Source organism: Rheinheimera sp. UJ63 (assembly GCF_021568285.1).
Lineage (GTDB): Bacteria > Pseudomonadota > Gammaproteobacteria > Enterobacterales > Alteromonadaceae > Alishewanella > Alishewanella maricola.
Window position 1 is genome coordinate 449,108 of sequence record NZ_JAKGTQ010000002.1, and the last position, 23,135, is coordinate 472,242.

The window sequence follows — 23,135 nt, forward strand, 5'->3', positions numbered from 1 at the left end:
GGTATAGCCCAACAATCGGGAGATGCTTCATGACACAACAGGTTCAACACTTTATCGACGGCGAATTCGTCACATCAACGAGCGATAAACTGATTGCAGTGACTAATCCTGCAACGCAACAGGTGATTGCTCAAGTGCCTTGTGCCACCAGCGAAGAAATGGCGCGCGCTATTGCTTCAGCTAAGGCGGCTTTTCAAACATGGAAAGAAGTGCCGGTTTCTGAACGTGCTCGTTTAATGATGCGCTTTGCGCATTTATTAAAAGAACATCAGGGCGAAATTGCTGAGATCATTTGTGAAGAGTTAGGCAAAACCGTTGAAGATGCCAAAGGCGATGTTTGGCGCGGTATTGAAGTGGTAGAGCAAGCGGCGAATATCCCTTCTTTAATGATGGGTGAAACGGTTGAAAACGTGGCACGTAGCATTGATACCTACAGCTATATTCAGCCGCTAGGTGTCTGCGCGGGCATCACGCCATTTAACTTTCCTGCGATGATCCCACTGTGGATGTTCCCGATGGCGATTGCTTGTGGTAACACCTTTATTTTAAAACCGTCTGAACAAGATCCGATGACGGTGAACAAAATTGCCGAGCTGTTTGTTAAAGCCGGTGCGCCAAAAGGCGTGTTGCAGGTAGTACACGGTGCGAAAGAGCAAGTGGATGCCATTTTGCATCACCCTGATATTAAGGCGATTTCGTTTGTAGGCTCGGTTAACGTGGGTCAATACATCTATAAAACGGGTACTGACAACCTGAAGCGCGTACAAGCTTTTGCCGGTGCGAAAAACCATATGGTGATTATGCCTGATGCCAATAAGCAACAGGTGGTGAATGCCTTGGTGGGCGCTTCTGTGGGGGCGGCAGGACAACGTTGTATGGCGATTTCAGTGGCCGTATTTGTCGGTGCCGCGGCAGAGTGGATCCCCGAGGTGGCCGCGGCCATTGGTAAAGTGCGTCCGGGGCATTACAGCGATGCTAATGCGGCTTACGGCCCACAAATCAGCCCACAAGCGCGTGCTCGCGTGCTATCACTGATTGAGCAAGGTAAAAAAGAAGGCGCGACCTGTGTATTAGATGGCACTGACTGCGTGGTCGATGGCTACCCTAACGGTAACTGGGTTGGCCCTACCGTGTTCAGTAATGTCACCACCGAGATGGAAATCTACAAGCAAGAAATCTTTGGGCCGGTGTTATCTACCATGACGGTAGATTCGTTAGAAGAGGCGTTAAAAGTCGTTAACGACAGTCCTTTTGGTAACGGCACTTCAATCTTCACCGCCAGTGGCGCTGCCGCTCGTAAGTATCAGCACAACGTAGAAGTGGGTCAGGTGGGTATTAATATTCCCATTCCAGTACCGCTACCTTTTTTCTCCTTTACTGGATGGAAAGGCTCGTTCTACGGCGATCAACATGCTTACGGTAAACAAGCTGTGCGCTTCTACACTGAGACTAAAACCATTACGGCGCGTTGGTTCGATGACGATATTCCGGTAGCCGGCCCGAATATGTCGATTAATTTACGTTAAGAGTTGACAGGGGCGAACGTGGCGACGGTGACAGCGAAGACAAAACCATTAAAAATTTGCAGCTGCGCCGTCGTCCGTTTTGCTTAGATCAGTACAGGAAATCTCTATGAATTTTAATTTAACTGAAGATCAACAAGCCTTTGTTGATGTGGCTAAGCAGTTTGCTGAGCAAGAATTAGCCCCACATGCTGCACAGTGGGATCGTGATCACTTCTTTCCAAAAGCCGTGATCCAAAAAGCGGGTGAATTGGGGTTTTGTTCGCTGTATACCGCAGAAGAAGATGGCGGTATGGGGTTATCACGCTTAGATTCGTCGATTATTTTTGAACAACTGGCCATGGGCTGTACTGCGACCACGGCGATGTTGACCATCCACAATATGGCGACCTGGATGATTGCAACCTGGGGCACGGCAACCGCGAAAAGTGAGTGGGTTGAGTCGCTCGTGACCGGCCAAAAGTTAGCCTCTTATTGTTTAACTGAACCAGGCTCAGGCTCTGATGCCGCGGGTTTACGCACCAGCGCGAAGAAAGACGCTGATCATTATGTGCTGAACGGCTCAAAAATGTTTATCTCGGGCGCCGGTGAAACCGAAGTATTAGTGGTGATGGCGCGTACCGGAGAAGCCGGCCCGAAAGGGATTTCAGCTTTTATTGTACCTGCCGATGCCAAAGGCGTGATTTACGGTAAAGCCGAAGAGAAAATGGGCTGGAATGCACAGCCTACACGCTTAATTACTTTTGAAGATGTGCGTATTCCTGCGCACAATTTATTAGGCAATGAAGGCGAAGGTTTTTCTTTTGCTATGAAAGGCTTAGACGGCGGCCGCATTAATATTGCGACCTGCTCTATCGGTACAGCGCAACAAGCGATGAATACCGCGCGCAATTATATGTTGGAGCGTCAGCAATTTGGTAAGCCTTTAGCGGCGTTTCAAGCGCTGCAGTTTAAACTGGCCGATATGGCCACTGAACTGGTGGCGGCTCGGCAACTCGTGCGCTTAGCGGCCTTTAAATTAGATCAACAAGACAGTGAAGCCACCGCTTATTGTGCGATGGCCAAACGTTTTGCCACCGATGTCGGTTTCCAAGTGTGTGATCAAGCACTGCAACTGCATGGCGGTTACGGTTACATCAAAGAGTATCCTCTTGAGCGGCATTTCCGTGATGTCCGCGTACATCAGATCTTAGAAGGTACGAACGAAATTATGCGGCTGATTATCGGCCGGCGTTTATTAGATGAAGCGGCAGGCGATATCTTATAACGATAAAAAATCACGGTAACGCTGAGCTTATGCCATGTTATGTCACACACAGGGCTTACCCTAAGCGTTACTGTACACTTTAAAGGAATGTTTATGCTGGTAAATACTGACAGTAGTGTAGTGCTTTATCAGGAGTTGCAAGCAGCCAATGGTAAACTGATTGGCGTGGCGACACTCAACTCAGAAAAATCACTTAATGCCTTAAGCTTGCCGATGGTTGAATCCTTACTGCCACAATTGCAAGCATGGCAAGCTGATCCAACCGTTGCTATGGTGATGTTGCAAGGCGCGGGTGATAAAGCCTTTTGTGCGGGTGGCGATATTCGCGATTTGTATCAAGCTATGCAGGATGCCCCCGGCCAGTTTCAACCTTATGTTGCTGATTTCTTCTGCAAAGAATACACCCTCGATTATCTGATCCATACCTTTGGCAAGCCCGTGTTAGTGTGGGGTAATGGCATCGTCATGGGCGGTGGTTTAGGCCTGATGGCGGGCGCTTCGCATCGTATCGTGACCGCGAGCAGTCGTATTGCCATGCCGGAAATGGCCATCGGTTTATATCCTGATGTTGGGGCAAGCTGGTTTTTAAATCGGATGCCGGCTGGCTGTGGTTTATTTTTAGGTTTAACCGGTGCATCCATTAATGCCGCAGATGCGCGCTTTATTGGTTTAGCGGATGTATTCATTTGCCATGAGCAAAAAGCCGAGTTAGTGCAAAAGCTTTGCAGTATTAACTGGGGGGATACGGTGTCGTTAAACCACCAGAAACTGTCTGATGCACTGCGGGTGCAAGAACAAGGCTGTCGCACACAAATGCCACTTAGCCAGATCCGTGTGCATCAAGAGCCTATCGCGGCTTTAGCCCAAGCAGCGACCTTAGCCGAGGTGGTCAATAGTATTATGGCGATGCCAGGTGAAGATAAATGGCTGACTAAAGCCAAAGCGTCGCTGAGCTATGGCAGCCCGATAACCGCTCATATTGTGTTTCGTTTATTACAGCTGGGTCAAACAAAAATACTGGCCGACAGTTTCCGTTTGGAACTGGGCTTAAGTGTGCAATGTGGCAAGTTAGGCGAATTTCAAGAAGGCGTGAGAGCTTTATTAATTGATAAAGACTTACAACCTAAGTGGTTATATCCCGATGTGGCAGCCGTGCCGGTGGAAGTGGTGGCAGAACTGTTTCGTTCGCCATGGCCAGAAGCCGCACATCCCCTCGCACAATTGGGTAAACAACAACAAGGATATTAGAACATGGCAAAAGTGGCATTTATTGGTTTAGGTAATATGGGTGGCCCGATGGCACTCAATTTACTGAAAGCAGGTCATCAGGTTACGGCTTTTGATTTATCAGCTGCCGCACTGGCACAAGTGCAAGCAGAAGGTGCTGCGGTTGCGGCATCGGCTGCTGAGGCGGTGTTAGGTGCAGAGTTTGTCATTTCTATGCTACCTGCGGGTAAGCATGTTGTAGGTTTATATTTAGGCGAACAGGGCATCGCGGGCAATATTAGTCAATCGGCTTTAGTGATTGACTGCTCGACAATTGATGCTGAAAGTGCGCGTAAAGTCGGTGCCGGGTTGCGTGAGCAAGGGATTGCCTTTATTGATGCGCCCGTATCGGGTGGCGTGGGTGGTGCTAAAGCCGGCACCTTAACCTTTATCATCGGTGGCACTGCAGCGGATTATGAGCGAGCGAAAACGGTGTTATCGAACATGGGTAAAAACCTGTTTCATGCCGGTGATGTTGGCGCCGGACAGGTTGCGAAGATCTGTAACAATATGCTGTTAAGCATTTTGATGGCCGGTACTTCTGAAGCCTTGCAGATGGGCATAGCTAATGGTTTAGATCCCAAAGTGCTTTCTGAAATCATGCTGAAAAGTTCAGGTCGTAACTGGACCCTAGAGTTATACAATCCCTGCCCAGGTGTGATTGATACGGTTCCATCAAGCAATCATTATCAAGGTGGCTTTATGGTCGACTTGATGGCGAAAGACTTAGGCTTGGCCATGGAAGCGGCAGAGCAAAGTGCAAGTAAAACGCCATTAGGCAGTCTGGTGCGTGATTTGTATGTTAGTCATCAACAAGCTGGTCACGGTAAATTAGATTTTTCGAGTATTTTTACGTCATTTAAAAAGTCAGATGCTAATTAGTTGGTTAGTTAAATAGCTTGATTTTTTTGTTTGAGGGGGCTTGTGCGATAGCGCCTAGTACGTCCTGAACCAGTGTTAACTTTGACTAAAACTAGCGGTCGACCGTTTTATAAAGAACAGTATTAGTTGATGCTGTTACTGCGTACGTTTTTTCTGCAACACGCCATGAACCATCCTTGGGGCTCCTTTTCGGCCATCCATGGCCTACAACGGTTGCAGAAAAAAGTACATCCGTAACGGCTGACTTGGCTTGTGTAGCGGCTTTGCTTTATCTACGGCTAAAAGAGTGAAGCTACTTTTTTAGCGGACCGTCTTTTTCATGGATGAAAAAGAGGAGCCTACAGGGAGGTATTTACGGCGTGTCCGATAAAAAAGTACGCAACGACCATCATCCTATTGAACAAAATATTACAAACAAAGGTAATAAAATGAATCTTAAAGACAAAACCATTGTGATCACGGGCGGCGCTCAAGGCCTGGGTTTAGAGATGGCGCGGATGTGTGCTAGTGAAGGCGCCAAGCTGGCGTTAATTGATATGAATGCCGAGCAATTGGCTGCCGCTAAAGCCGAACTCTCGGCACATACCACGGTGCACGTTTACCAAGCTAACGTTGCCGCTGAAGGCGAAGTTGAAGCGACTTTCAGCCAAATCGACAGTGATTTTAACGGTATCGATGGTTTGATTAACAACGCTGGGATCCTGCGTGATGGATTGTTATTGAAATTCAAAGATGGCGAAATCACCAGCAAGATGCCGTTGGCACAATTTCAATCGGTTATTGATGTTAACCTGACAGGCGTATTTTTATGTGGCCGTGAAGCGGCAGCAGCGATGGTGAAGCGTGGCAACAAAGGCGTTATTATCAATATGTCGAGTGTCGCGCGTGGCGGTAACATGGGCCAAACCAACTATGCAGCGTCTAAAGCCGGTGTTGTGGCAATGACCGTGACCTGGGCACGTGAGTTAGGGCGTTACGGTATTCGGGTTGGCGCTATTGCCCCGGGCGTTATTCGTACGGCTATGACAGATGCCATGAAGCCAGAAGCACGTGATCGTTTAGAGAAAATGAAGCCGGTTGGCCGGCTAGGTGAGGCCAGTGAAGTGGCCCATACCGCTAAGTACATTTTTGAGAATGATTTTTTTACCGGTCGTGTGGTAGAAATAGATGGTGGCATCAGTATGTAAAACGGGTTAGGCGCTTGAGCTCATGTTTGCTATTGGTGAAGCCTTGAGCTTCGCCCTAAAAGTCGTGTTGTAGGCTTTAGCGGGGCTTGCGCAAAATGCTCAAGACAGTATGGCAGCTTTGGCGCCTTAACCTGTGATAACCCTTATCTTTAGAGGATCTGACCGATGAAAAGCTTATTTTTTTGTTTGTTATTAGCGCTGCCTAGCGCCGTATGGGCGGATGAACAACGCGTCCTTACGAACATGTTGGACACTTTTTTAGATGGGGCGAGCCGAAATGATCCCATGATACATAATGCCTTTTGGGCAGAAGAGCTGATTTACACCAGTTCTGCGGGTACCCGTTTTGGTAAAGCGCAGTTAATGCAGGGCGTAAACAGCCGTGGCGAGATCCCTGCTGCTGAAGTGAGCACGCGTTATGGTCGTGAAGATTTGCACATTATGCAGTATGGCGATACTGCTGTGGTGGCTTTTGTTTTGGTAGGAAAATCAGCAACAGAAACACTGCGTTTTTTAAATAGTGGTACTTTGGTCAAGCGTAACGGACAGTGGCAAGTGGTTAACTGGCAAGCCACTAAATTGAGTGAGCCGAGCATTAATTAAGTGTCAGTAAACGCCTGCTGGACGAGGTGAAGATCCGATCCTAAGGTTAAGTCGTACATTCTTTCGACAAACTCTAGTTAAGTAATCCCTTTAACGTTCACAGCTTGGAGTTACTGCTATGCCACATCATCGCCTTACCCATTTGAACCATCAAGACGTACGCATTGATGAGTTAACCGTACACTCTTATGAAATGGGTCTTTATTTGGTTGAAGCTGACTTTGACGGCCGTAAAGGCTTCATTGTTGATGAGCAAAATCAACCACAACATTTTCATAGTGTCGAACAGGTTAAAAAGTCGCTCAGCGACTGCACGGTTAAAAAGGCTTGGTTAGTTCACAAATCTGCTTATGATGAAATGTGCGGTGGCGCAGAAAAAGTGGATAACACCTTAAAACTCGCGTTGTTCGTTTAAACGTGAGCGCTGTTTTTGTGAAAACGGGCGGGTCAGTTTTCTGACCCGCCCGTTTGTTGTTAGCCGGTGTGAGTTCTTTCGGCTAAACAGACACTCAGTGGCAAGCTTACCAGCCAATTGCCCGATACAAACGTTGCCACATCAGCTTGTTCTGCTGCTTTAAGCTCGTTGCTTTTAAGGCCACCTCTTTGGTGAGTGCTTCTTTTTGTTCAATTAATTCGGCAACGCTGCGCAGCAGGTTGTCTTCAGTCAACTCTTCGACACAAAACTTACCCATACCAAAATCACTCATCATGGCGTGGTATTTATGGCTCCAACTGGTCGCGATACAAGGCACACCTTGGCTTAGTGCATTGACTGCGCCATGAAAGCGCGAGCTAATGGCTAACTCGGCTTTTCCGATAAAGGCTTTAACGGCGAGAGGGTCCTCAATTTGTACTAAGCCACAGGGTGATAAGGCGGCGATTTCAGCACATAACTCGGCGTCTTCTTTACCTTCGTGGTTAACCAGCACGGGCTGAATGCCAAGCACCGTTAAGTAATCCGCTGCGGCAGCAAAAGCCATCACATATTGCTGGCGCATCGCTTCAGCATTGGCATGATTGTACTTTGACACGACCTTGGAGTTAGGGATCAAGGCCGCAAAAGGCATATCTAACTCAGGTAACTCTTGATTGCCGAGAGGGCTTAAGCCTACGGTGAAGTCAGGGGTAAGCACGACGTGCTCGGGTAACACCTCAACACAGCTTTGTAAGTGCTTTAAGGACACCGGATCACGCACAAAAATCAGCCGGGCATGGTGGATAATATCGCGCATAGCCGCTTTACTTTCTTTGGAAGTAAAGGGGCCAAAGGCTTGTGGCATAAAGATAAATGGTTTGCCCGCTTGGCCAAAGCGCACCACTTCTTTTGCGGTATTTTGTAAAAAGGTCAGCGGCCATTGATCACCATAGGCAAAGCCGCTGGCTTCTAACACCAAATCGACATCGCGCTCGGTGACCATGCCATAGCGTTTAAATAAATTACGCAGGCCGCCAGGCAGCTTGCCAAGCAGACCGGTTAAATCAATGCCTTTGCGTCGAAACGCCAATTTTTGCCAAGCACCGTGGCGTGCTCGCTCGGGGTAGGGCAAATTCGGGCCGGGTGATAACACCAATTCAAAGGCTTTATCTTTCGCTTTTAAGCCTTGCAAACAGGCTAATAACATCAAATAGGCGCCTTTGTTGCGAAATTGCACGCCTTTAATTTCGATAAAATAAGGTTTAGTCATTCATAGTTCCATTATCAGTCAAGGATGCGCGTTTTACTCGTAGCAATTGCCAGAATTGCGTGCGGGTACTTTTGGCAAAAAATAAGAAGAAAAAAGAGGCGTAAGCATAAGAAATCAAGGTAGCCCAAGCTGCACCAACGATGCCGTATTGTGGGATCCACCAAAGATTTAAGCCGACATTAATCAGCGCACCCATACCATGGCTAAACAGCGATAGCGGTTCTTGCTCGGTGATCACTAAGTGCTGGCCAATCAGATAGCGTACGAAAATAAAACAGCCGGCCCAGATATGGATGCGTAACACAGTTACGGCATCGTTAAAGGCTTCGCCAAACAGTAATAAAATTAACCATTCGGCACAAAGCGTCATCACCAGGGCGATAGCTAAGGCTGCAGAAAAAAACATTAGCGCAAAGCGGCGCAGTTTTAATAAATAGCCGTTCCAGCCTTTTTCAAAGGCTTTTAACATATCAGGGTAATAGCGCACCGCTAAGGTGGCAGGGAAGATATACCATAATTCAGAAAGTCGACTGGCGGCGGCATAGATACCCGCTTGCTCTGCGCCGGCGATACTGCCCAGCATCACAATATCGATTTTCAGATAAATGACCGAAACAATGCCAGATAACCATAACCAGGCGGAGCGCTTGAGCAGCACTTTGGCTTGAGCGAAGCTGAAATGGCGCGGATGGTAACGCTGCCAACGCTGGGTTTCTTCTTTAAAAGGTTGGTGTTTACGTAGATACAGCAGATATTGGGTTAAGCCGACCAATAAAAACTCGATAGCCGTCATTAACAATAAGCTGGCGATGCCAAAGCCTTGCAGTAATAAAAGCAGCTTAACGGCGAAACTGAGCAGCGAGATAACCGATTTAGCATAGGCTGGGCTGCGAAAGGTGCCTTGGTAATTTAGGTAAAACTCAAACAGTAAAAAGCCAAAAAAGGCCTGCAGCATAAATAACAGTGGGATGGCATAGTTAAGATGACCACTAAACAGTTCCGGGTTCAGCAGATAAAACAAGCCGAGTAAGACACCACCGCCTATCAGGCCAAGTGTTAAACGAATACTGACCGCGGTATACAGCATCGTCATGGCTTCTTGACCGCTTGATAGCTTGGTCATTTGCCTGACCACAAGGTTATTTAAGCCCATGCTGGTTAGGGGCACTAAAAACGCACTCCACGCCATAACGATAGAATAAATACCTAACTCGGCCGCACCGAGCATCCGCGCCACAAAGACGGTTAAGATGGCACCAGCGGCTAATTTAACTAATTTATCGCCGAGCATGGCGGTAGCCCGAGCCATCAATAACTTTTTAATGATCTTCATTTACGGGCTCCGGCGGCACGGCGGCGCAAGGTCGAAACAATACGCCAGACATTTTGCAGCAGCAAAATATAGCCGGCAAAGGCAGCGGCAAACAGCAGTAACATCACCAGATCGGGCACCATTAAATACTCACCAATCACGCCAATACAAGCAAAGACACACGATAACGCGACGATTAAAGTGAGGGCTTCCCGCGAATTTAAACCTAAGCGTAATGAAATATGATGCAAATGCTCGCGATCAGCTTGAAATGGCGATTGGCCTTTGCGAATGCGCCGCAACATAATCGCCGCCATATCCATTAGCGGAATAGCAATTAGCCATAACGCGGTAACCGGGCGAAAACTGGCCGTCTCACTTTGGGTGCCAATCAGTAATAACCAAATAACAGATAAACCAATCAGCATACTGCCGGCATCACCCATAAAGATTTTTTTACCCGGAACCAATTGCAAGTTAAAGGCTAAATAGGGCAGTAGCGCACAAATTAAGGTTAACGGTAGCAAGGCATATTCTTGTTGGCCCCACAGCAACATAAAGCCGGCAATGACCACAAAGCTAACCAAACTGAGCATACCGGCAAGGCCGTCAATACCGTCGGTCATATTAAAGGCGTTGATCGCGGCAATAACTGCTATCAAGGTAATAGGGATGCCCAGTGGGCCTAAGGTGACTTCGCCTAAGCCGAAAATATTGCCCAAGCTATTCAGGTGTAAATCCAGCGCGAACACCATGCCAAGGCCAATGGCTAATTGCACAGCAAGGCGCAGTTTGACACTGAGATCGAGATAATCGTCAAAGGCACCTAAGATCACCAAGGCACCGGCTAATAACAAATAATAGATAGGTTCCAGTTCAGAAGGGGCGAACAAGCCCAAGGCCACCGCTAAACCACAAAACACCGATAAACCACCAATCAGCGGTACGGCACCTTGATGCTGTTTACGACCCCGAGGAATATCCACTAAGCCTACGCGTTGTGACAGCGGATACAATAAAATAATGGCTAACAGGCAACAGCCTAAAGCTGAACTCATTAACAGTAACTGGGATTTCATAACCGACTAATTTTTCTCAATTTTGTTAAACCGCAGAATTATTCAGCCAGGCGTCAGCTGAAACTTGTTGTAATAATAATGCTTAGTGACAGAATAAACGACTGGCTTTACGTAATAGTTAAAAATATTGTTTTTTCTCGCTTGTTTAACCCTGACCCCGCCCCGTTTTTTAGTATTAAATGGTTGGCTTTAAGGAGCATTCATCGTTGTGTTAGTTGCCACTAAAAAACTGCTTGTGATCACCAATATGGGCCCGAAAGCGTCTGCGCCTTTTCAAGGCCAGTTTGTGCGGGCACAAGTAGATGAACTTGAGGCACAAGGCCATCCTTCTGCTTATCATTATATGCGCTGGCATAGTGACTCTTGGCTGAACAGGTTATTGAAATATCCGGTTTTCTTTTTGGATTTTCTTTGGCGATATATGTTGAGCCGTCAGCGTTATGACCTTATTCATGTGCACTTTTTTTATCCGACGATTTGGCTAGCATTGTTATATCGAGGCCTGCGTAATCGGCAGGTTAAGATTGTTGTAACCTGTCATGGCAGTGATATTTACCATTATCAACCGCCCGGTAAGCTTTACCGTTGGTGTGCAAAACAGGTGCAAGCCTGGGTTTTTACCAGCCAAGCATTAAGTGAACAGTTTTATTTTCAAGCCAAGCCACAACGGATCTTGTCAGCGGGTATCCAGAGTCGCTATGCTGCCGCGCGTTTTCAAACGCGTACCGAAAAAGACATTGATCTGTTGTATGTCGGCGCCTTAGATCGAAATAAAGGCATGGACAGGCTATTGGCCATGTTGCCCGCGTTGAGAGAACTGCACATCGTGATTGCTGGTACCGGGCCGTGGCAACGTCAGCTAGAACACGCGGTTGCAGACTACCCCAATGTGCGTTTATTAGGTGCTCAAGATGCTGCGGCTTTAGTCAAACTGTATCAACGTGCCCGCTGTTTTATCAGCTTATCGCGTAATGAATCTTTTGGTTTAGTAATGGCAGAGGCAATGGCTTGTTATACGCCAGTGGTGGCTACCGATACGGATGGCGCTAAAGCGCAAATAACATCGGGGGTAACCGGTTATCGCGTTTCACAGCAACAAGCAGAAGCGCAACTCTGTCAGCAATTGGTTTTAGCCATAAAGGCGCTGTTAATGTTAGACGAGCCAGAATATCGTGCAATGCAGCAAGCGGGTCGCCAACAAGCAGAGCAGGTGTTGTTGCCCGAAGTGATACATCAGTTAACCCAACTTTATCAGGAACTTTAGCATGAGTGGTACAGAACAGGATTTGACGGAGGCCATTGCTGAAGTCAAGATTGGCCCGGTTAAGGTGTCAGCCTTTAAAGATATGACGCATCTGCTGCAGTTTATTTTACCTGAGCAAGGCGAGAGCTATGCTGGTTCAGCCATTGCCATTAACCCTGAAAAAGTGTTAACTGCGATGGAAAATTCGGCCATTATGTCGGTTATCGAGCAAGCGGATATTCGTTATGCGGATGGTATCGGCGTGGTGAAAGTGATGCGTCGTCGGTTAGGTCGTCATGTTGAACGGATCCCTGGCTGTGAGCTTTGGCAACAACTGATGGCACGTGCGGCAAAACAACAAGTACCGGTGTTCTTAGTTGGCGCCAAGCCCGAGGTATTAGCGCAAACACAAGCCAAGTTACTGGCTGAGGGTGTTAACGTGGTCGGGGCTATTGATGGCTATTTTAAAGATGAAGCCGCGCTTATCGCTGCCATTAAACACGCCGATGCGAAAATTGTCAGCGTTGCCATGGGTTCGCCCAAGCAAGAATTATTGATCCAGCGTATTCAAGCTGCCCATCCTCACTGTTTTTATATGGGAGTCGGTGGCACTTATGATGTGTATACCGGTAATGTGAAACGTGCACCGGCCTTGTGGTGTAAATTAAATTTAGAGTGGGCGTATCGGTTGTTAGCGCAGCCCAGTCGCATTGGCCGTCAACTTCGTTTATTCCGATACCTTTGGTGGTATGGACTGGGTAAAATTTAAGGGAAGCACCATGTCGCAATGGCCATTAATCAGTGTATATATGCCGACTTACAATCGTGCGCAGATGGCGTGTCGCGCTATCGATTCGGTGTTAGCCCAAACTTATCCTAACATCGAGCTTATTGTGGTCGATGACGCCTCAAAAGATGACACCTTTGCGGTGTTATCCGATCGTTATGCATCCGATGTGCGTGTTCGAATTTTACGGCAAACCGAGGGGCAGGGGGCTTGTGCCGCGCGCAATAGAGCCATTGAAGTGGCTAACGGTGAATTTGTCACGGGCTTGGATGACGATGACGAATTTTTACCTCAGCGCCTAAGCCAACTTTATGCTGCTTATGATGATCGTTATAGCTGCGTGTGTTCGGCTTATTTATGGGATTACGGCAGCTTTACTAAAACGTTGTTTGCGCAAAGACAAACCGTGAATTTGTCCAATTTACTGGATTTACACACCTTATCGAATCAAGCCTTAGTTAAACGTGAACGCATGTTGCAATTAGGCGGCTTCGACATTAACTTGGCCGCCTTTCAAGATTACGATATGTGGGTGCGAGTGGTCGCGGCTTATGGCCCTGCACTGCGTTTGGCGGAAGCCAGTTATCGCGTGCATGTAGGGCATGAGCAAGGCCGTATTACCAATTCACCGAAACGCTTAGATGCCCATCAGCAGTTTGTGGCGAAACATCGCCCTTTAATGAGCGAGCGTAACTTACAAAACCAGATGTTTTATCGGCTGACGATGCAGCATCATGTGCTGCGGTTCACAGAATTTTTAAGCCTGTGCCGTTATGGTATCGTTAAAGTGAAGTGGCGTTATTATATTAAACATAAATTAGCCGGTTTAAGTCAGTTGCGGATGCGATTGCTGAGCAAGGGCTTAAGTGGATTATTTAAAAAATAATGCCAAGCATCCGACATTACCTCAGTATTGCCACGCCACTTGATAAGCTTCTGGTGTTGCTCGCCTCGTTGCTGGTGTTTATTGATTGGGGTAATGGCCTGTTGTGGCATACCTTTGGTAGCAGTTTTGGTTTCTCGGCCAGTATTAAACTGCTGCTATTGTTGCTGTTAATTTACCGTGGTTGGCAGTTAAATCGCCAAGCCTTGCATTGGCCCTTGGCGTTAATGCTGCTGATGTTACCCGGGCCTTTATATGTTTTATGGCTAACAGGCCATCACTATGGCTTGGCCGATCTGCAATTGATCAGTAAATCAGCAGCGCTATTAGTGGCACTGGCTTATTTTTCTGAATTGGCGCGCCAGCAACCCCAGGCTTTTTTACGCTGGCTAGACGGTGTGTTTGCTGCCAGCTTTCTGCTGTTGTTTGTTAATAGCCTGCTGGGGTTAGCCGGGTACGGTGGCACGGCCTATCAGCCGATGGATGAAGTGGCGCAGCCCTTTCTTGGCGTAAAAGGTTTCTTTATTTCAACCAATGAGTTGTCAGGTTTGTTACTGGTGCTCAGCTGTTGGTTGTTAGTTCGCAGTTGGCAAGCGCTACGCTGGTTCTATCCCTTGCTCAGTTTGGCGGCACTGTCGATAGCCGCGTTATTGCTAACGAAAACCGGTTTGTTTGGTGTGCTGCTGTTAGTGCTACTGATCCCCATTTTATTAACGCCACGCGCTTATTTTTACGCGAAACGGCAATGGCTGCTGGGGCTAGGCGCCATACTTCTGGGCTTATTGATGCTACTGCTGTGGCATTTAAGCAGTGTCCTGCAATGGGTAGGAATTTACGACAAGCTGCAATTTGCCTATGAACAGCGGGGTATTATGGGCATTATTTTGTCCTCTCGCGATTATTATTTACAGCGTAATTTCACCCTTGTCGCTGAGCGTTACCCTGAGTGGTTACAATTATTTGGTGTCGGCCAAGGTGGCTTGCGTCTGCATTTGAAAAAATACTTTATCGAATTAGATTTATTCGATCTGCTGTTGTTTTACGGTTTAGCCGGAGGCTTATTATTCGCCTTATCTTTTTGGCGCGTGTTTGGTTTAAGTGCCGGCGCCTTGAAAAAAGCTTCAGCCGCGGGGCCGGTGTTACTGTTAAATAGCCTGTTATTATTGGTCGCGTTACTCGCCGGACATGTCCTGACCTCCGGTATGTTATGGCTACCTTGGGCATTGATTAATGCCGCCTTACTGGCACAGCAAGCATTGCCGCGAGCCCTAGCATTAACGCTTTTACAGACCGAAACGGGAGCCGCTGATGAAAGATCTGCTTGAGCCGCTAATTTATCCGCATAATCTGTTGTTATACGGCTTGTTATTCGCTTGTATCGCTTATCGCAAAAAAGGCTTGTGGTGCTTATTGCTGTTTTACTATTTGCTTGGTAATACCTGGGTGGCTAATCAGGTAAGGCAATGGTATCAACAGCAAGCTGTTGCCTCAGCACCCAGTGTATTAGGGCGAACGCCTGATTTATTTGTGATGTTAGGCTGTGGTGGCTCAGCCGAGCAGATACCGGCCTGTGCAGCAGCGCGTATTCAACAATTAAAGAGTGAAATTTCCCGGTTACCCCAAGCGGCGCCGCTGGCCGTGATTATCACCACGCGCTATTGCGAGCCTTATTTAGCTGTATTGCAGCAAACAACACGGCAATGGGCAGTAGATTGTTTTGATGCCGGTGAAAATACTTATCAAGAATTTCAGACCTTAGCCAAGCGCTTAGAAAAGCAGCAGAGTATCCGCTTTATCACCAGTGATTTTCATAGCTGGCGCGTACGACAGCTTATTAAAGAATATCAATTATCAGCCAGTGTGGGTGTGGTGCGCTCGCAAACGTTTCGCCCCGTCAATTGCGGTTTAAACTGCCTGTTAACGGTCAACTTAAGTAATTTGGATTTGTACAGTAAGCTGATGGCCGAGTTTGCCAGTTATGCGGTGTATCGCGTGGCTGGCAAAGAGGTGACTGGCGTGGTATCCGATTAAATAACATCAGACCGAGCAGACTCTCGGCACTGGCACCAAACAGGTGGGTTACTGGCGTGGTGTCCGACTAAATAACACCAGACCTAGCAGACAACCGACACTGGCACCAAACAGGTGGGCATCGATGGCAACATCAGCGTTAATTTGTGCCGCCAAGGCTAAATCAGGCGCAGAGAATTGTTCGCTAAGGATCTTTACCAGTACACCCGCTAAAATGAGATAGCCGGTACGAAAGCCTTGTTTAATATCAATGACCGCGCCATAGCATAAAATGCCATGCAAAACGCCTGATAACCCTACGTAATACAGCATGTCAGGCGCCAGCCACCATAATCCCGCACTTGTGCCCAAGCCTAAGATCAGTAATTGCCAGCCAAAGGCTAAGCGCCCTGGTAAATGCCCATGGATCAGCATAATTAACAGCAAACCCACCATATTCATCAGCAAATGATAGGCATTACTGTGTAATAAATGGCCGGTCAGAACACGCCATACTTCACCTTGGCCAATGGCTGGTCGGCTGTATTGCAGCAGCTCATGCCATGCTAAGGGACTAAAATGTAACAAGAATATTAAAAAACCTAGCAACAAATAGGGCGCATAAGATTTAATTGTCTGAGATAGCATAGTGCTGGTTGATCTTATTATAGGAACTGAGTAGGGTGTTTATGACTGTATTATAAGGAAAGTCTTGATAATGAAAAGCACTCTTATCCCACTCGTTTCGTTATTACTCATAAGTTTTGCCCCCAGCTTATTAGCCCAAGCTACGCAAGAAACGCGTGAGCCTGAAGCTACTACTGGTATTGTGCAACAACAACTTACCCGCTTTCCTACGGCAATGGTCTCGGCGGCGCATCCTTTAGCATCTGATGCGGGCGAGCGCGTGTTGCGAGCTGGCGGCAGTGCCATTGATGCGGCTATTGCCACACAGTTAGTGCTGGGTTTAGTTGAACCACAAAGCTCAGGGATCGGCGGCGGCGCTTTTATCTTACATTGGCAAGCGGATAACCAAGCCTTAACCACTTTTGACGGTCGTGAAACGGCACCTGCTGCGGCGGGTCCTTATTTATTTGCCGATCATGGCAAGGTGATGAGTTGGCGCGAAGCTTATGTTGGCGGTAAATCGGTGGGGGTGCCGGGTGTACTTAAAGCCTTAGCCGATGCCCATCAACGCTACGGCCAACTGCCTTGGGAATCGCTATTTACCGATGCCATTACCTTAGCCGAGCAGGGCTTTGCCGTGAGTAGCCGCACCTCGAAGCAATTAGCGATGGGTTGGAACAGTGGTTTGAAGCAGCTGTCGCCGGCCAAAGAGTTTTTTTATCCGAATGGCAGCCCATTACTTGAAGGCGCAACGCTGAAAAACCCGGCGTATGCGGCGCTGTTACGTAACATTGCCAAAGAAGGGGTCAGTGCTTTTTATCAAGGTGAAAATGCCGAGGCGATGGTCAAAACGGTGCAACAAGCCGCGATTAACCCAGGCAGTTTGGCGTTATCTGATTTAGCCAATTATCAAGCCATTGAACGCGATGCGCTCTGTGTGGCGTATCGCGTATATCAAGTGTGTGGCATGGCCCCCCCTAGCTCTGGTGGCCTTGCGGTGTTGCAAATGCTCGGTATTCTAGAGCATTTCCCACTGGCCGAGATGCAGCCCAATAGTGCCCAAGCTGTGCATGTCATCAGCCAAGCCTCTCGCCTCGCTTTTGCTGACCGCGATCTGTATGTCACTGATCCGGCTTTTGGTCATGTGCCGCTGGCCGGTTTGCTCGATCCGGCCTATTTAAAGCAACGCGCCAGCCTGATTAGTGCTCAAGATCACATGGCCACAGCGGGTATCCCGCTGGGTGCTGAAGCACAAACCACCTCAAAGGCAGTGGAGTTTCCGAATACCAGTCATTTTTCGGTAGTGGATGCAAAAGGTAATGCGGTGAGTATGACCACCAGCATTGAAAATGTGTTTGGCTCAGGTTTAATGGTTAACGGCTATTTGCTTAATAACCAGTTAACGGATTTTAGCTTAGCGCCTCGCGATGGTGAGCTTTGGGTAGCCAACCGTGTTGAAGGTGGCAAAAGGCCTCGCAGCTCGATGGCACCGATGATGGTATTTGATGCCGATAATAATTTACGTTTAGTGATTGGTTCGCCCGGTGGCAGCCGTATTATCAATTATGTGGCGTTAAGTATTATCGCCATATTAGATTGGGATTTAGATGTGCAGCAAGCCATCAACTTGCCTCGTTTTACCCATCGCAATGATTATTTGGCGTTAGAGCAGGGCACGCCGTTGGCTGAGTTAAAAGAGAGCTTAACCGCAATGGGTTATGATGTGCGGATCCAAGATCTCAACAGTGGTTTACACGCTATTGAAGTACAAGCAAAACAGCTCGAAGGTGCTGCAGATCCCCGCCGCGAAGGCAAGGTCAGTGGTTTTTAAGCGTTAGGTTGGAGTAATAATGACTATCTTGATTGAGCAAGCGGCCAGCGGTGTGTTAACACTGACGATGCAGCGCCCTGAAAAAAAGAATGCGTTAAATCTGGCGATGTATCGGCAGCTTACGGCGGCATTACAACAAGCACGGCAGCAGTCACAGACCAAGGTTGTGGTAATTCAAGGGGATGCAGATTGCTTTACCAGTGGTAATGATTTGCAAGATTTTTTATCTGCGGGTGCTTTAGATATGCAGCATCCGGTGGTGCAGTTTTTATACGAAGCCGCCAGTTTCCCCAAACCCTTAATAGCGGCTGTGGCAGGGCTGGCCATTGGCATCGGTACTACGCTATTGCTGCACTGCGATCTGGTTTACGCTGCGCCTGCCAGCCGTTTGCAGATGCCGTTCACCTTGCTGGGGTTGTGCCCTGAAGCCGCATCCAGTTTATTATTACCGCAGATCGCCGGTTACCAGCGCGCCGCGCAATATTTGTTATTGGGGGAGGCTTTTAGCAGTGAGCAAGCCGCACAATTTGGCTTAGTGAATGACATTGTGCCGGCCGAGCAGTTATTGGCCTTTGTTGCAGCCAAAGCAGAAACACTGGCGGCATTACCTAGCGAAGCGGTATTACGCAGTAAGGCGCTATTAAAGGCCCCTCAACAGGCGTTAGTGCAGCAAGTGATTGGCCAGGAGTTGCTGGATTTTCAGCAGTTATTGTCATCTGACGCTTGCCAACAACAGCTGGCTGCTTTTTTTAAGCGACGCTAAGGCTAAGCGAAGCACTGACTTAGCACTAGGGCCGCCATTTACTAACGAATGGCGGTACTAAACTTGTCGGCTTGTACCGTTTTGACTAGCCAGGAACCTCGATGTCTTACCATTTCAACTGTCCGAGTGTCTTGCACGCGTTTGTTATCAAATTCGCCATCAAAAACCAGCTGAATAGTCGCATCGTTATCGTACTGCTGGCGCAGATTACGACCGCTATTGTTGACGTTAATTACTACGGTATCAAAGCTCATATTCAATAGAGTACGGCTGACTTGTTTTACCGAGCCGTAAGACTCTAAAAGTTTGGCGTATTCGTTGGTCGACAAGCTTTTCGCCCGATTTAAATCTTTTTCATTATAAATAGCATGAAAAAATTCACCGGCGATAAATTCAGGCGTGCCAACTTGCGCATTAACTTGCGGGTTGTCTTCAGTACAGCTGGCTAACAGCAATAGCAGTGGTAACAGTAGGAGTTTTAAATAAGCCATAACATCATATTTTCCTTAAGCGATAGCAGAATTGTGGGTGTTTTCAGGCTATCTGTAAAGAAAAAGGCGGCGAAAAGCCTATTTATCCGGCCATCCATGGCCGACAACGGGGCTTAAGCACACCCGTCATGCTTCACTGACGGGCATCAAAGCTAAAGCCGCCTTTATCCATTAGGCTTCTAATTCTTGCTCGGTGAAAATATTGGCGAACAAGGGGCTTGATAAGTAACGCTCTGCCGCGCTGGCTAGGATCACCACGATATTTTTACCGGCAAACTCGGGTAACTCGGCTAAACGTGCTGCGGCAACTACCGCGGCACCTGATGAGATACCGGCTAAAATGCCTTCTTCTTTCATCAAGCGATGTGTCATGGCAATGGCATCATCACTGCTGACTTGCTCAACCCGATCAATTAAATCGACATCTAACACACCAGGAATAAAACCGGCACCGATACCTTGAATTTTATGTGGGCCAGGTTTGATTTCTTCACCGGCTTTAACTTGGCTAATGACCGGCGATTCCGACGGCTCAACCGCCACGGTGACCAGCGGATGCTGCTTCTCTTGTTTTAAAAAGCGACTGACACCCGTGATAGTACCGCCAGTACCAACACCGGCAATAAACACATCCACTGCGCCGTCTAAATCATTCCAAATCTCTGGGCCGGTCGTTTCAAAGTGAATTTGTGGGTTCGCCGGGTTATCGAACTGACCCAAAATGAGGTATTTATCTGGGTTAGACGCTTGAATTTCTTTGGCTTTTTCAATCGCGCCTTTCATGCCTTTTGGCCCTTCAGTTAACACCAAGTTGGCGCCTAAGGCTTTTAACAATTTACGACGCTCTAAACTCATGGTGGCCGGCATGGTGAGGGTGAGCTTGTAACCGCGGCTCGCCGCCACAAATGCCAGTGCGATACCTGTGTTACCTGAGGTTGGCTCGACTAATTCGGTGTCTTTTGTCAGGATGCCACGTTTCTCTGCATCCCAAATTAAAGCGGCGCCTAAGCGACATTTCACACTAAAGCTTGGGTTGCGCGCTTCAATTTTGGCATAGACATTGGCGCCTTTAACGACACGGTTTAATTTGACCAAAGGGGTGCGGCCGATCGACAATGTGTTATCTGCGTATACATTAGCCATAAAAACTCCAAAAAAAGATAGGAAATAACCATTACAATAACCCATAGCATACGCGGCCTAGCTAAAAATTAAAGTAGCAATTTGCTATAACATATATCAGTTTTTTCACTAAGCACGGAGCCTGTATGGCCTTTCAAAGTACCGAAAACTACATCGTGTCTGCCGAGCTGGCACTGGCGGTTAATGCCGCTGTTATCCTAGAAAAACCCTTATTAATTAAAGGCGAACCGGGCACCGGTAAAACACGTCTGGCCGAAGAGCTTGCCGAGAGTTTGGGCACAGAGCTAATTCAGTGGCATATTAAGTCCACCACCAAAGCGCAACAGGGCTTATATGAATATGATGCCGTGTCACGCTTGCGTGATAGCCAACTAGGCAGTGAAAAAGTGCAACATATTGCCAATTATATTAAACCGGGCAAACTGTGGCAGGCCTTTACTGCGGCAAAACGACCTGTGTTGTTGATTGATGAAATTGATAAAGCCGACATCGAGTTTCCGAATGATTTGTTGCATGAGTTGGATCGAATGGCGTTTTATGTGCATGAAACCGGTGAGCATATCAGCGCCGAGCAGCGGCCGATTGTGATTATTACCTCCAATAATGAAAAAGAATTGCCGGATGCGTTTCTCAGGCGCTGCTTCTTTCATTACATTCGCTTTCCTGATGCCGAGGTGTTACGCGAGATTGTGGCGGTGCATTTTCCGACTATTCGCCAGCAATTACTCAGTACCGCACTTGAGGTGTTCTTCGAGTTACGTGAGCTACCGGGTTTAAAGAAAAAGCCGTCTACCTCCGAGCTACTTGACTGGTTAAAATTATTGTTAGCCGAGCAAATTCCAGCCGAAGTGTTGCAACAGAAACAGCAGCAGGGCGGCTTAATGCCGATGTTCGGCGCGCTGTTAAAAAACGAGCAAGATGTGCAGTTGGTTGAAAAACTGGCGTTTATTGCTAAGCGGGGGCGCTAGAATGGTGCCGTTAAGTGTTTTATCGACTGCCATCGTGTGTTGTTATGCTGATTGAGTTTTTTTTCACCCTGCGCAAATACGGCTTAAAAGTCAGTATTACTGAGCTGCTGGATTTACTCAACGCGCTAGCGCAGCAGGTGATCTTTGCCGATAGCGAAGCCTTTTATCAGCTGGCGCGTTTAATCATGGTGAAAGACGAAAGTCAGTATGACAAGTTTGATCGAGCCTTTGCTGAGTATTTTGAAGGGGTCGCGGCGGTCGATTTAGCCAGCAGTATTCCTGACGAATGGCTCATCCCGGATATCTTTCGTCAGTTATCAGCGGAAGATAAAGCGGCGTTAAAAGGGCTGGGCAGTTTAGAGGCCTTAATGGCGCAGTTGCGTGAGCGTTTGGCCGAACAGCAAAAACGCCATGCTGGCGGCAATAAGTGGATCGGCACCGTTGGTACCTCGCCGTTTGGCGCTTATGGCTTTAACCCGGAAGGCGTGCGCATTGGCCAACAAGGCAGTGGTGCGCGCCGCGCGGTAAAAGTGTGGGATAAACGCGAGTTTAAAGATTTAGACAGTCACAGCGAGCTCAACAATCGCAGTATTAAGTTGGCGCTACGTCAGTTACGGCGCTTTGCCCGCAGTGGTGCGGCAACGGAATTGGATTTAAACGGCACCATTCAAGCCACCTCAGAGCAGGGCGGTTATCTGGATCTACGCTTTGTACCCGAGCGACATAATGCCATCAAGGTACTCATGTTTTTTGATGTGGGTGGCTCGATGGATGATCATATCACGCTTTGTCAGCAACTCTTTTCGGCCGTGAAAACCGAGTTTAAGCATCTGGAGTTTTTTTACTTTCATAACTGCGTCTATGAAGGTGTCTGGCGTGATAATAGCCGACGGTTTACCGAACAAACCTCAGTGCTTGATGTGATCCACACTTACGGTAGCGATTACAAACTGATTTTTGTTGGGGATGCCACCATGGGCCCTTATGAAATTGACTACCCCGGTGGCAGTGTTGAACACTGGAATGCCGAGCCGGGGCGAGTGTGGTTAAACCGGTTGCTACAACAATACCCCAAAGCGGCGTGGTTAAATCCGCAGCCGCTGGCATGGTGGGGGCATTATCATTCCATCAGTTTAATTCAAAGTATTATGCAGCAGCGTATGTTTCCGTTAACCCTTACCGGTTTATCTGATGCCATTAAAAGCCTTAGCTAAGCGCAACGGCCATAGCTATTGGCGCCGCTTAATAGGAGTATACGGATGAGCGCGGAACTCAGTGTTATTCTACTGACTACAGTTTTGTTGTTACTGGCCTACTTTTGGTTATACCCCAGAGTGGCTGGCGCTGATCTAAAAAAAGTGGCGTTATTGGATGGCTTAACCACCGTCATCGCGCTTGGCATCGTGGGTACCAAGTATTGGCAAACTGAGCAAGTGTTTGAGTTGGCTGGTCTGCACCTTAACTGGTTTTGGTTTACGCTGGCATGTTATCTGATCCTCGAAATTCCTTTGTCGATTTGGTATCTAAAACGATTTCGAGCAAAGTAATGAGCGTTTCTTTAAACACGAATGACTTAAAGACATTT

23 protein-coding genes are annotated in these 23,135 nt (G+C 47.8%); 17 read left to right on the forward strand and 6 right to left on the reverse strand.

Features of this window, described 5'->3' with window-relative positions; all coding sequences use genetic code 11:
* Positions 1-29: 29 nt before the first annotated feature.
* The 7 genes from L1N97_RS08110 (at position 30) to L1N97_RS08140 (ending at position 7,143) form a co-directional block, all read left to right on the forward strand.
* Positions 30-1,526, forward strand: a complete 1,497-nt coding sequence (locus L1N97_RS08110; RefSeq protein ID WP_229584282.1) for a CoA-acylating methylmalonate-semialdehyde dehydrogenase — start codon at positions 30-32, stop codon at positions 1,524-1,526.
* A gap of 106 nt (positions 1,527-1,632) precedes the next feature.
* Entirely contained in the window at positions 1,633-2,790 is a 1,158-nt protein-coding gene (locus L1N97_RS08115) for an acyl-CoA dehydrogenase family protein (protein ID WP_236129440.1), read from the forward strand.
* 93 nt (positions 2,791-2,883) lie between these two features.
* A complete protein-coding gene (locus L1N97_RS08120) occupies positions 2,884-4,038 on the forward strand; it encodes an enoyl-CoA hydratase/isomerase family protein (RefSeq protein ID WP_229584280.1) in 1,155 nt (384 codons plus the stop codon).
* Between the two features lie 3 nt (positions 4,039-4,041).
* Positions 4,042-4,938, forward strand: coding sequence for a 3-hydroxyisobutyrate dehydrogenase (gene mmsB, locus L1N97_RS08125; protein WP_236129441.1), 897 nt, complete (start codon positions 4,042-4,044; stop codon positions 4,936-4,938).
* A 359-nt stretch (positions 4,939-5,297) separates the two neighbouring features.
* The gene (locus L1N97_RS08130; protein WP_236129442.1) at positions 5,298-6,125 is read left to right on the forward strand and encodes an SDR family oxidoreductase; all 828 of its coding nucleotides are present in this window, start codon (positions 5,298-5,300) and stop codon (positions 6,123-6,125) included.
* A 165-nt stretch (positions 6,126-6,290) separates the two neighbouring features.
* On the forward strand, positions 6,291-6,728 hold the full coding sequence (locus L1N97_RS08135; protein WP_236129443.1) for a nuclear transport factor 2 family protein: 438 nt from the start codon (positions 6,291-6,293) through the stop codon (positions 6,726-6,728).
* Positions 6,729-6,846: 118 nt separating this feature from the next.
* Positions 6,847-7,143, forward strand: coding sequence for a DUF6482 family protein (locus L1N97_RS08140; RefSeq protein ID WP_229584277.1), 297 nt, complete (start codon positions 6,847-6,849; stop codon positions 7,141-7,143).
* Positions 7,144-7,249: 106 nt separating this feature from the next.
* On the opposite strand, the gene L1N97_RS08145 is transcribed toward L1N97_RS08140, so the two are convergent.
* The 3 genes from L1N97_RS08145 to wecA are packed head-to-tail and all read right to left on the reverse strand — an operon-like array spanning position 7,250 to position 10,804.
* On the reverse strand, positions 7,250-8,413 hold the full coding sequence (locus tag L1N97_RS08145; RefSeq protein WP_236129444.1) for a polysaccharide pyruvyl transferase family protein: 1,164 nt from the start codon (positions 8,411-8,413) through the stop codon (positions 7,250-7,252).
* Entirely contained in the window at positions 8,406-9,746 is a 1,341-nt protein-coding gene (locus tag L1N97_RS08150; protein WP_236129445.1) for a flippase, read from the reverse strand. The genes L1N97_RS08145 and L1N97_RS08150 overlap by 8 nt, the downstream gene beginning before the upstream one ends.
* Complete coding sequence (wecA, locus tag L1N97_RS08155) at positions 9,743-10,804, reverse strand: UDP-N-acetylglucosamine--undecaprenyl-phosphate N-acetylglucosaminephosphotransferase (RefSeq protein WP_236129446.1); 1,062 nt, start codon at positions 10,802-10,804, stop codon at positions 9,743-9,745. Before wecA ends, L1N97_RS08150 begins: the two co-directional genes overlap by 4 nt.
* Before the next feature lie 208 nt (positions 10,805-11,012).
* Here wecA and L1N97_RS08160 point away from each other — a divergent pair, with 208 nt between their 5' ends.
* The 5 genes from L1N97_RS08160 to L1N97_RS08180 are packed head-to-tail and all read left to right on the forward strand — an operon-like array spanning position 11,013 to position 15,748.
* A complete protein-coding gene (locus tag L1N97_RS08160) occupies positions 11,013-12,068 on the forward strand; it encodes a glycosyltransferase family 4 protein (RefSeq protein ID WP_236129447.1) in 1,056 nt (351 codons plus the stop codon).
* A 1-nt stretch (position 12,069) separates the two neighbouring features.
* Entirely contained in the window at positions 12,070-12,816 is a 747-nt protein-coding gene (locus L1N97_RS08165; RefSeq protein WP_229584272.1) for a WecB/TagA/CpsF family glycosyltransferase, read from the forward strand.
* A gap of 10 nt (positions 12,817-12,826) precedes the next feature.
* Positions 12,827-13,720, forward strand: coding sequence for a glycosyltransferase (locus L1N97_RS08170; RefSeq protein WP_229584271.1), 894 nt, complete (start codon positions 12,827-12,829; stop codon positions 13,718-13,720).
* Complete coding sequence (locus L1N97_RS08175; RefSeq protein WP_236129448.1) at positions 13,720-15,042, forward strand: hypothetical protein; 1,323 nt, start codon at positions 13,720-13,722, stop codon at positions 15,040-15,042. The genes L1N97_RS08170 and L1N97_RS08175 overlap by 1 nt, the downstream gene beginning before the upstream one ends.
* Positions 15,026-15,748 (forward strand): YdcF family protein, encoded by a 723-nt coding sequence (locus tag L1N97_RS08180; protein WP_236129449.1) that lies wholly within the window; start codon positions 15,026-15,028, stop codon positions 15,746-15,748. Before L1N97_RS08175 ends, L1N97_RS08180 begins: the two co-directional genes overlap by 17 nt.
* Positions 15,749-15,796: 48 nt before the next feature.
* On the opposite strand, the gene rrtA is transcribed toward L1N97_RS08180, so the two are convergent.
* Positions 15,797-16,375, reverse strand: coding sequence for a rhombosortase (gene rrtA / locus L1N97_RS08185; RefSeq protein WP_229584268.1), 579 nt, complete (start codon positions 16,373-16,375; stop codon positions 15,797-15,799).
* A 70-nt stretch (positions 16,376-16,445) separates the two neighbouring features.
* On the opposite strand from rrtA, the gene ggt reads away from it, so the two are divergent.
* A complete protein-coding gene (gene ggt, locus L1N97_RS08190; protein WP_236129450.1) occupies positions 16,446-18,185 on the forward strand; it encodes a gamma-glutamyltransferase in 1,740 nt (579 codons plus the stop codon).
* Positions 18,186-18,204: 19 nt separating this feature from the next.
* Positions 18,205-18,948 carry an enoyl-CoA hydratase-related protein gene (locus L1N97_RS08195; RefSeq protein WP_236129451.1) on the forward strand — a complete coding sequence of 248 codons (744 nt, stop codon included), beginning with the start codon at positions 18,205-18,207 and terminating at the stop codon, positions 18,946-18,948.
* Positions 18,949-18,989: 41 nt separating this feature from the next.
* Here L1N97_RS08195 and L1N97_RS08200 read toward each other — a convergent pair whose 3' ends face one another.
* Together L1N97_RS08200 and cysK are read right to left on the reverse strand one after the other, a co-directional pair.
* Positions 18,990-19,439: a hypothetical protein gene (locus L1N97_RS08200; protein WP_229584265.1), complete on the reverse strand. Its 450-nt coding sequence runs from the start codon at positions 19,437-19,439 to the stop codon at positions 18,990-18,992.
* Positions 19,440-19,610: 171 nt separating this feature from the next.
* Positions 19,611-20,582 (reverse strand): cysteine synthase A, encoded by a 972-nt coding sequence (gene cysK, locus L1N97_RS08205; protein WP_229584264.1) that lies wholly within the window; start codon positions 20,580-20,582, stop codon positions 19,611-19,613.
* 125 nt (positions 20,583-20,707) lie between these two features.
* Between cysK and L1N97_RS08210 the strand changes: the two genes are divergently transcribed.
* Genes L1N97_RS08210 through L1N97_RS08220 form a run of 3 tightly spaced genes read left to right on the forward strand, consistent with a single transcriptional unit; the run spans position 20,708 to position 23,097 of the window.
* Positions 20,708-21,550: an AAA family ATPase gene (locus L1N97_RS08210; protein ID WP_226750075.1), complete on the forward strand. Its 843-nt coding sequence runs from the start codon at positions 20,708-20,710 to the stop codon at positions 21,548-21,550.
* Positions 21,551-21,594: 44 nt separating this feature from the next.
* On the forward strand, positions 21,595-22,764 hold the full coding sequence (locus L1N97_RS08215; protein ID WP_236129452.1) for a vWA domain-containing protein: 1,170 nt from the start codon (positions 21,595-21,597) through the stop codon (positions 22,762-22,764).
* A gap of 45 nt (positions 22,765-22,809) precedes the next feature.
* The gene (locus tag L1N97_RS08220; protein WP_229584262.1) at positions 22,810-23,097 is read left to right on the forward strand and encodes a hypothetical protein; all 288 of its coding nucleotides are present in this window, start codon (positions 22,810-22,812) and stop codon (positions 23,095-23,097) included.
* Positions 23,098-23,135: the final 38 nt, after the last annotated feature.

What these genes read in the sequence shown, in the direction of transcription:
- L1N97_RS08110 (WP_229584282.1), top strand. Translation starts at nt 30, where the DNA reads ATGACACAACAGGTTCAACACTTTATCGACGGCGAATTCGTCACATCA.
- L1N97_RS08115 (WP_236129440.1), top strand. Translation starts at nt 1,633, where the DNA reads ATGAATTTTAATTTAACTGAAGATCAACAAGCCTTTGTTGATGTGGCT.
- L1N97_RS08120 (WP_229584280.1), top strand. Translation starts at nt 2,884, where the DNA reads ATGCTGGTAAATACTGACAGTAGTGTAGTGCTTTATCAGGAGTTGCAA.
- mmsB (WP_236129441.1), top strand. Translation starts at nt 4,042, where the DNA reads ATGGCAAAAGTGGCATTTATTGGTTTAGGTAATATGGGTGGCCCGATG.
- L1N97_RS08135 (WP_236129443.1), top strand. Translation starts at nt 6,291, where the DNA reads ATGAAAAGCTTATTTTTTTGTTTGTTATTAGCGCTGCCTAGCGCCGTA.
- L1N97_RS08140 (WP_229584277.1), top strand. Translation starts at nt 6,847, where the DNA reads ATGCCACATCATCGCCTTACCCATTTGAACCATCAAGACGTACGCATT.
- L1N97_RS08145 (WP_236129444.1), bottom strand. Translation starts at nt 8,413, where the DNA reads ATGACTAAACCTTATTTTATCGAAATTAAAGGCGTGCAATTTCGCAAC.
- L1N97_RS08150 (WP_236129445.1), bottom strand. Translation starts at nt 9,746, where the DNA reads ATGAAGATCATTAAAAAGTTATTGATGGCTCGGGCTACCGCCATGCTC.
- wecA (WP_236129446.1), bottom strand. Translation starts at nt 10,804, where the DNA reads ATGAAATCCCAGTTACTGTTAATGAGTTCAGCTTTAGGCTGTTGCCTG.
- L1N97_RS08165 (WP_229584272.1), top strand. Translation starts at nt 12,070, where the DNA reads ATGAGTGGTACAGAACAGGATTTGACGGAGGCCATTGCTGAAGTCAAG.
- L1N97_RS08170 (WP_229584271.1), top strand. Translation starts at nt 12,827, where the DNA reads ATGTCGCAATGGCCATTAATCAGTGTATATATGCCGACTTACAATCGT.
- L1N97_RS08175 (WP_236129448.1), top strand. Translation starts at nt 13,720, where the DNA reads ATGCCAAGCATCCGACATTACCTCAGTATTGCCACGCCACTTGATAAG.
- L1N97_RS08180 (WP_236129449.1), top strand. Translation starts at nt 15,026, where the DNA reads ATGAAAGATCTGCTTGAGCCGCTAATTTATCCGCATAATCTGTTGTTA.
- rrtA (WP_229584268.1), bottom strand. Translation starts at nt 16,375, where the DNA reads ATGCTATCTCAGACAATTAAATCTTATGCGCCCTATTTGTTGCTAGGT.
- ggt (WP_236129450.1), top strand. Translation starts at nt 16,446, where the DNA reads ATGAAAAGCACTCTTATCCCACTCGTTTCGTTATTACTCATAAGTTTT.
- L1N97_RS08195 (WP_236129451.1), top strand. Translation starts at nt 18,205, where the DNA reads ATGACTATCTTGATTGAGCAAGCGGCCAGCGGTGTGTTAACACTGACG.
- L1N97_RS08200 (WP_229584265.1), bottom strand. Translation starts at nt 19,439, where the DNA reads ATGGCTTATTTAAAACTCCTACTGTTACCACTGCTATTGCTGTTAGCC.
- cysK (WP_229584264.1), bottom strand. Translation starts at nt 20,582, where the DNA reads ATGGCTAATGTATACGCAGATAACACATTGTCGATCGGCCGCACCCCT.
- L1N97_RS08210 (WP_226750075.1), top strand. Translation starts at nt 20,708, where the DNA reads ATGGCCTTTCAAAGTACCGAAAACTACATCGTGTCTGCCGAGCTGGCA.
- L1N97_RS08215 (WP_236129452.1), top strand. Translation starts at nt 21,595, where the DNA reads ATGCTGATTGAGTTTTTTTTCACCCTGCGCAAATACGGCTTAAAAGTC.
- L1N97_RS08220 (WP_229584262.1), top strand. Translation starts at nt 22,810, where the DNA reads ATGAGCGCGGAACTCAGTGTTATTCTACTGACTACAGTTTTGTTGTTA.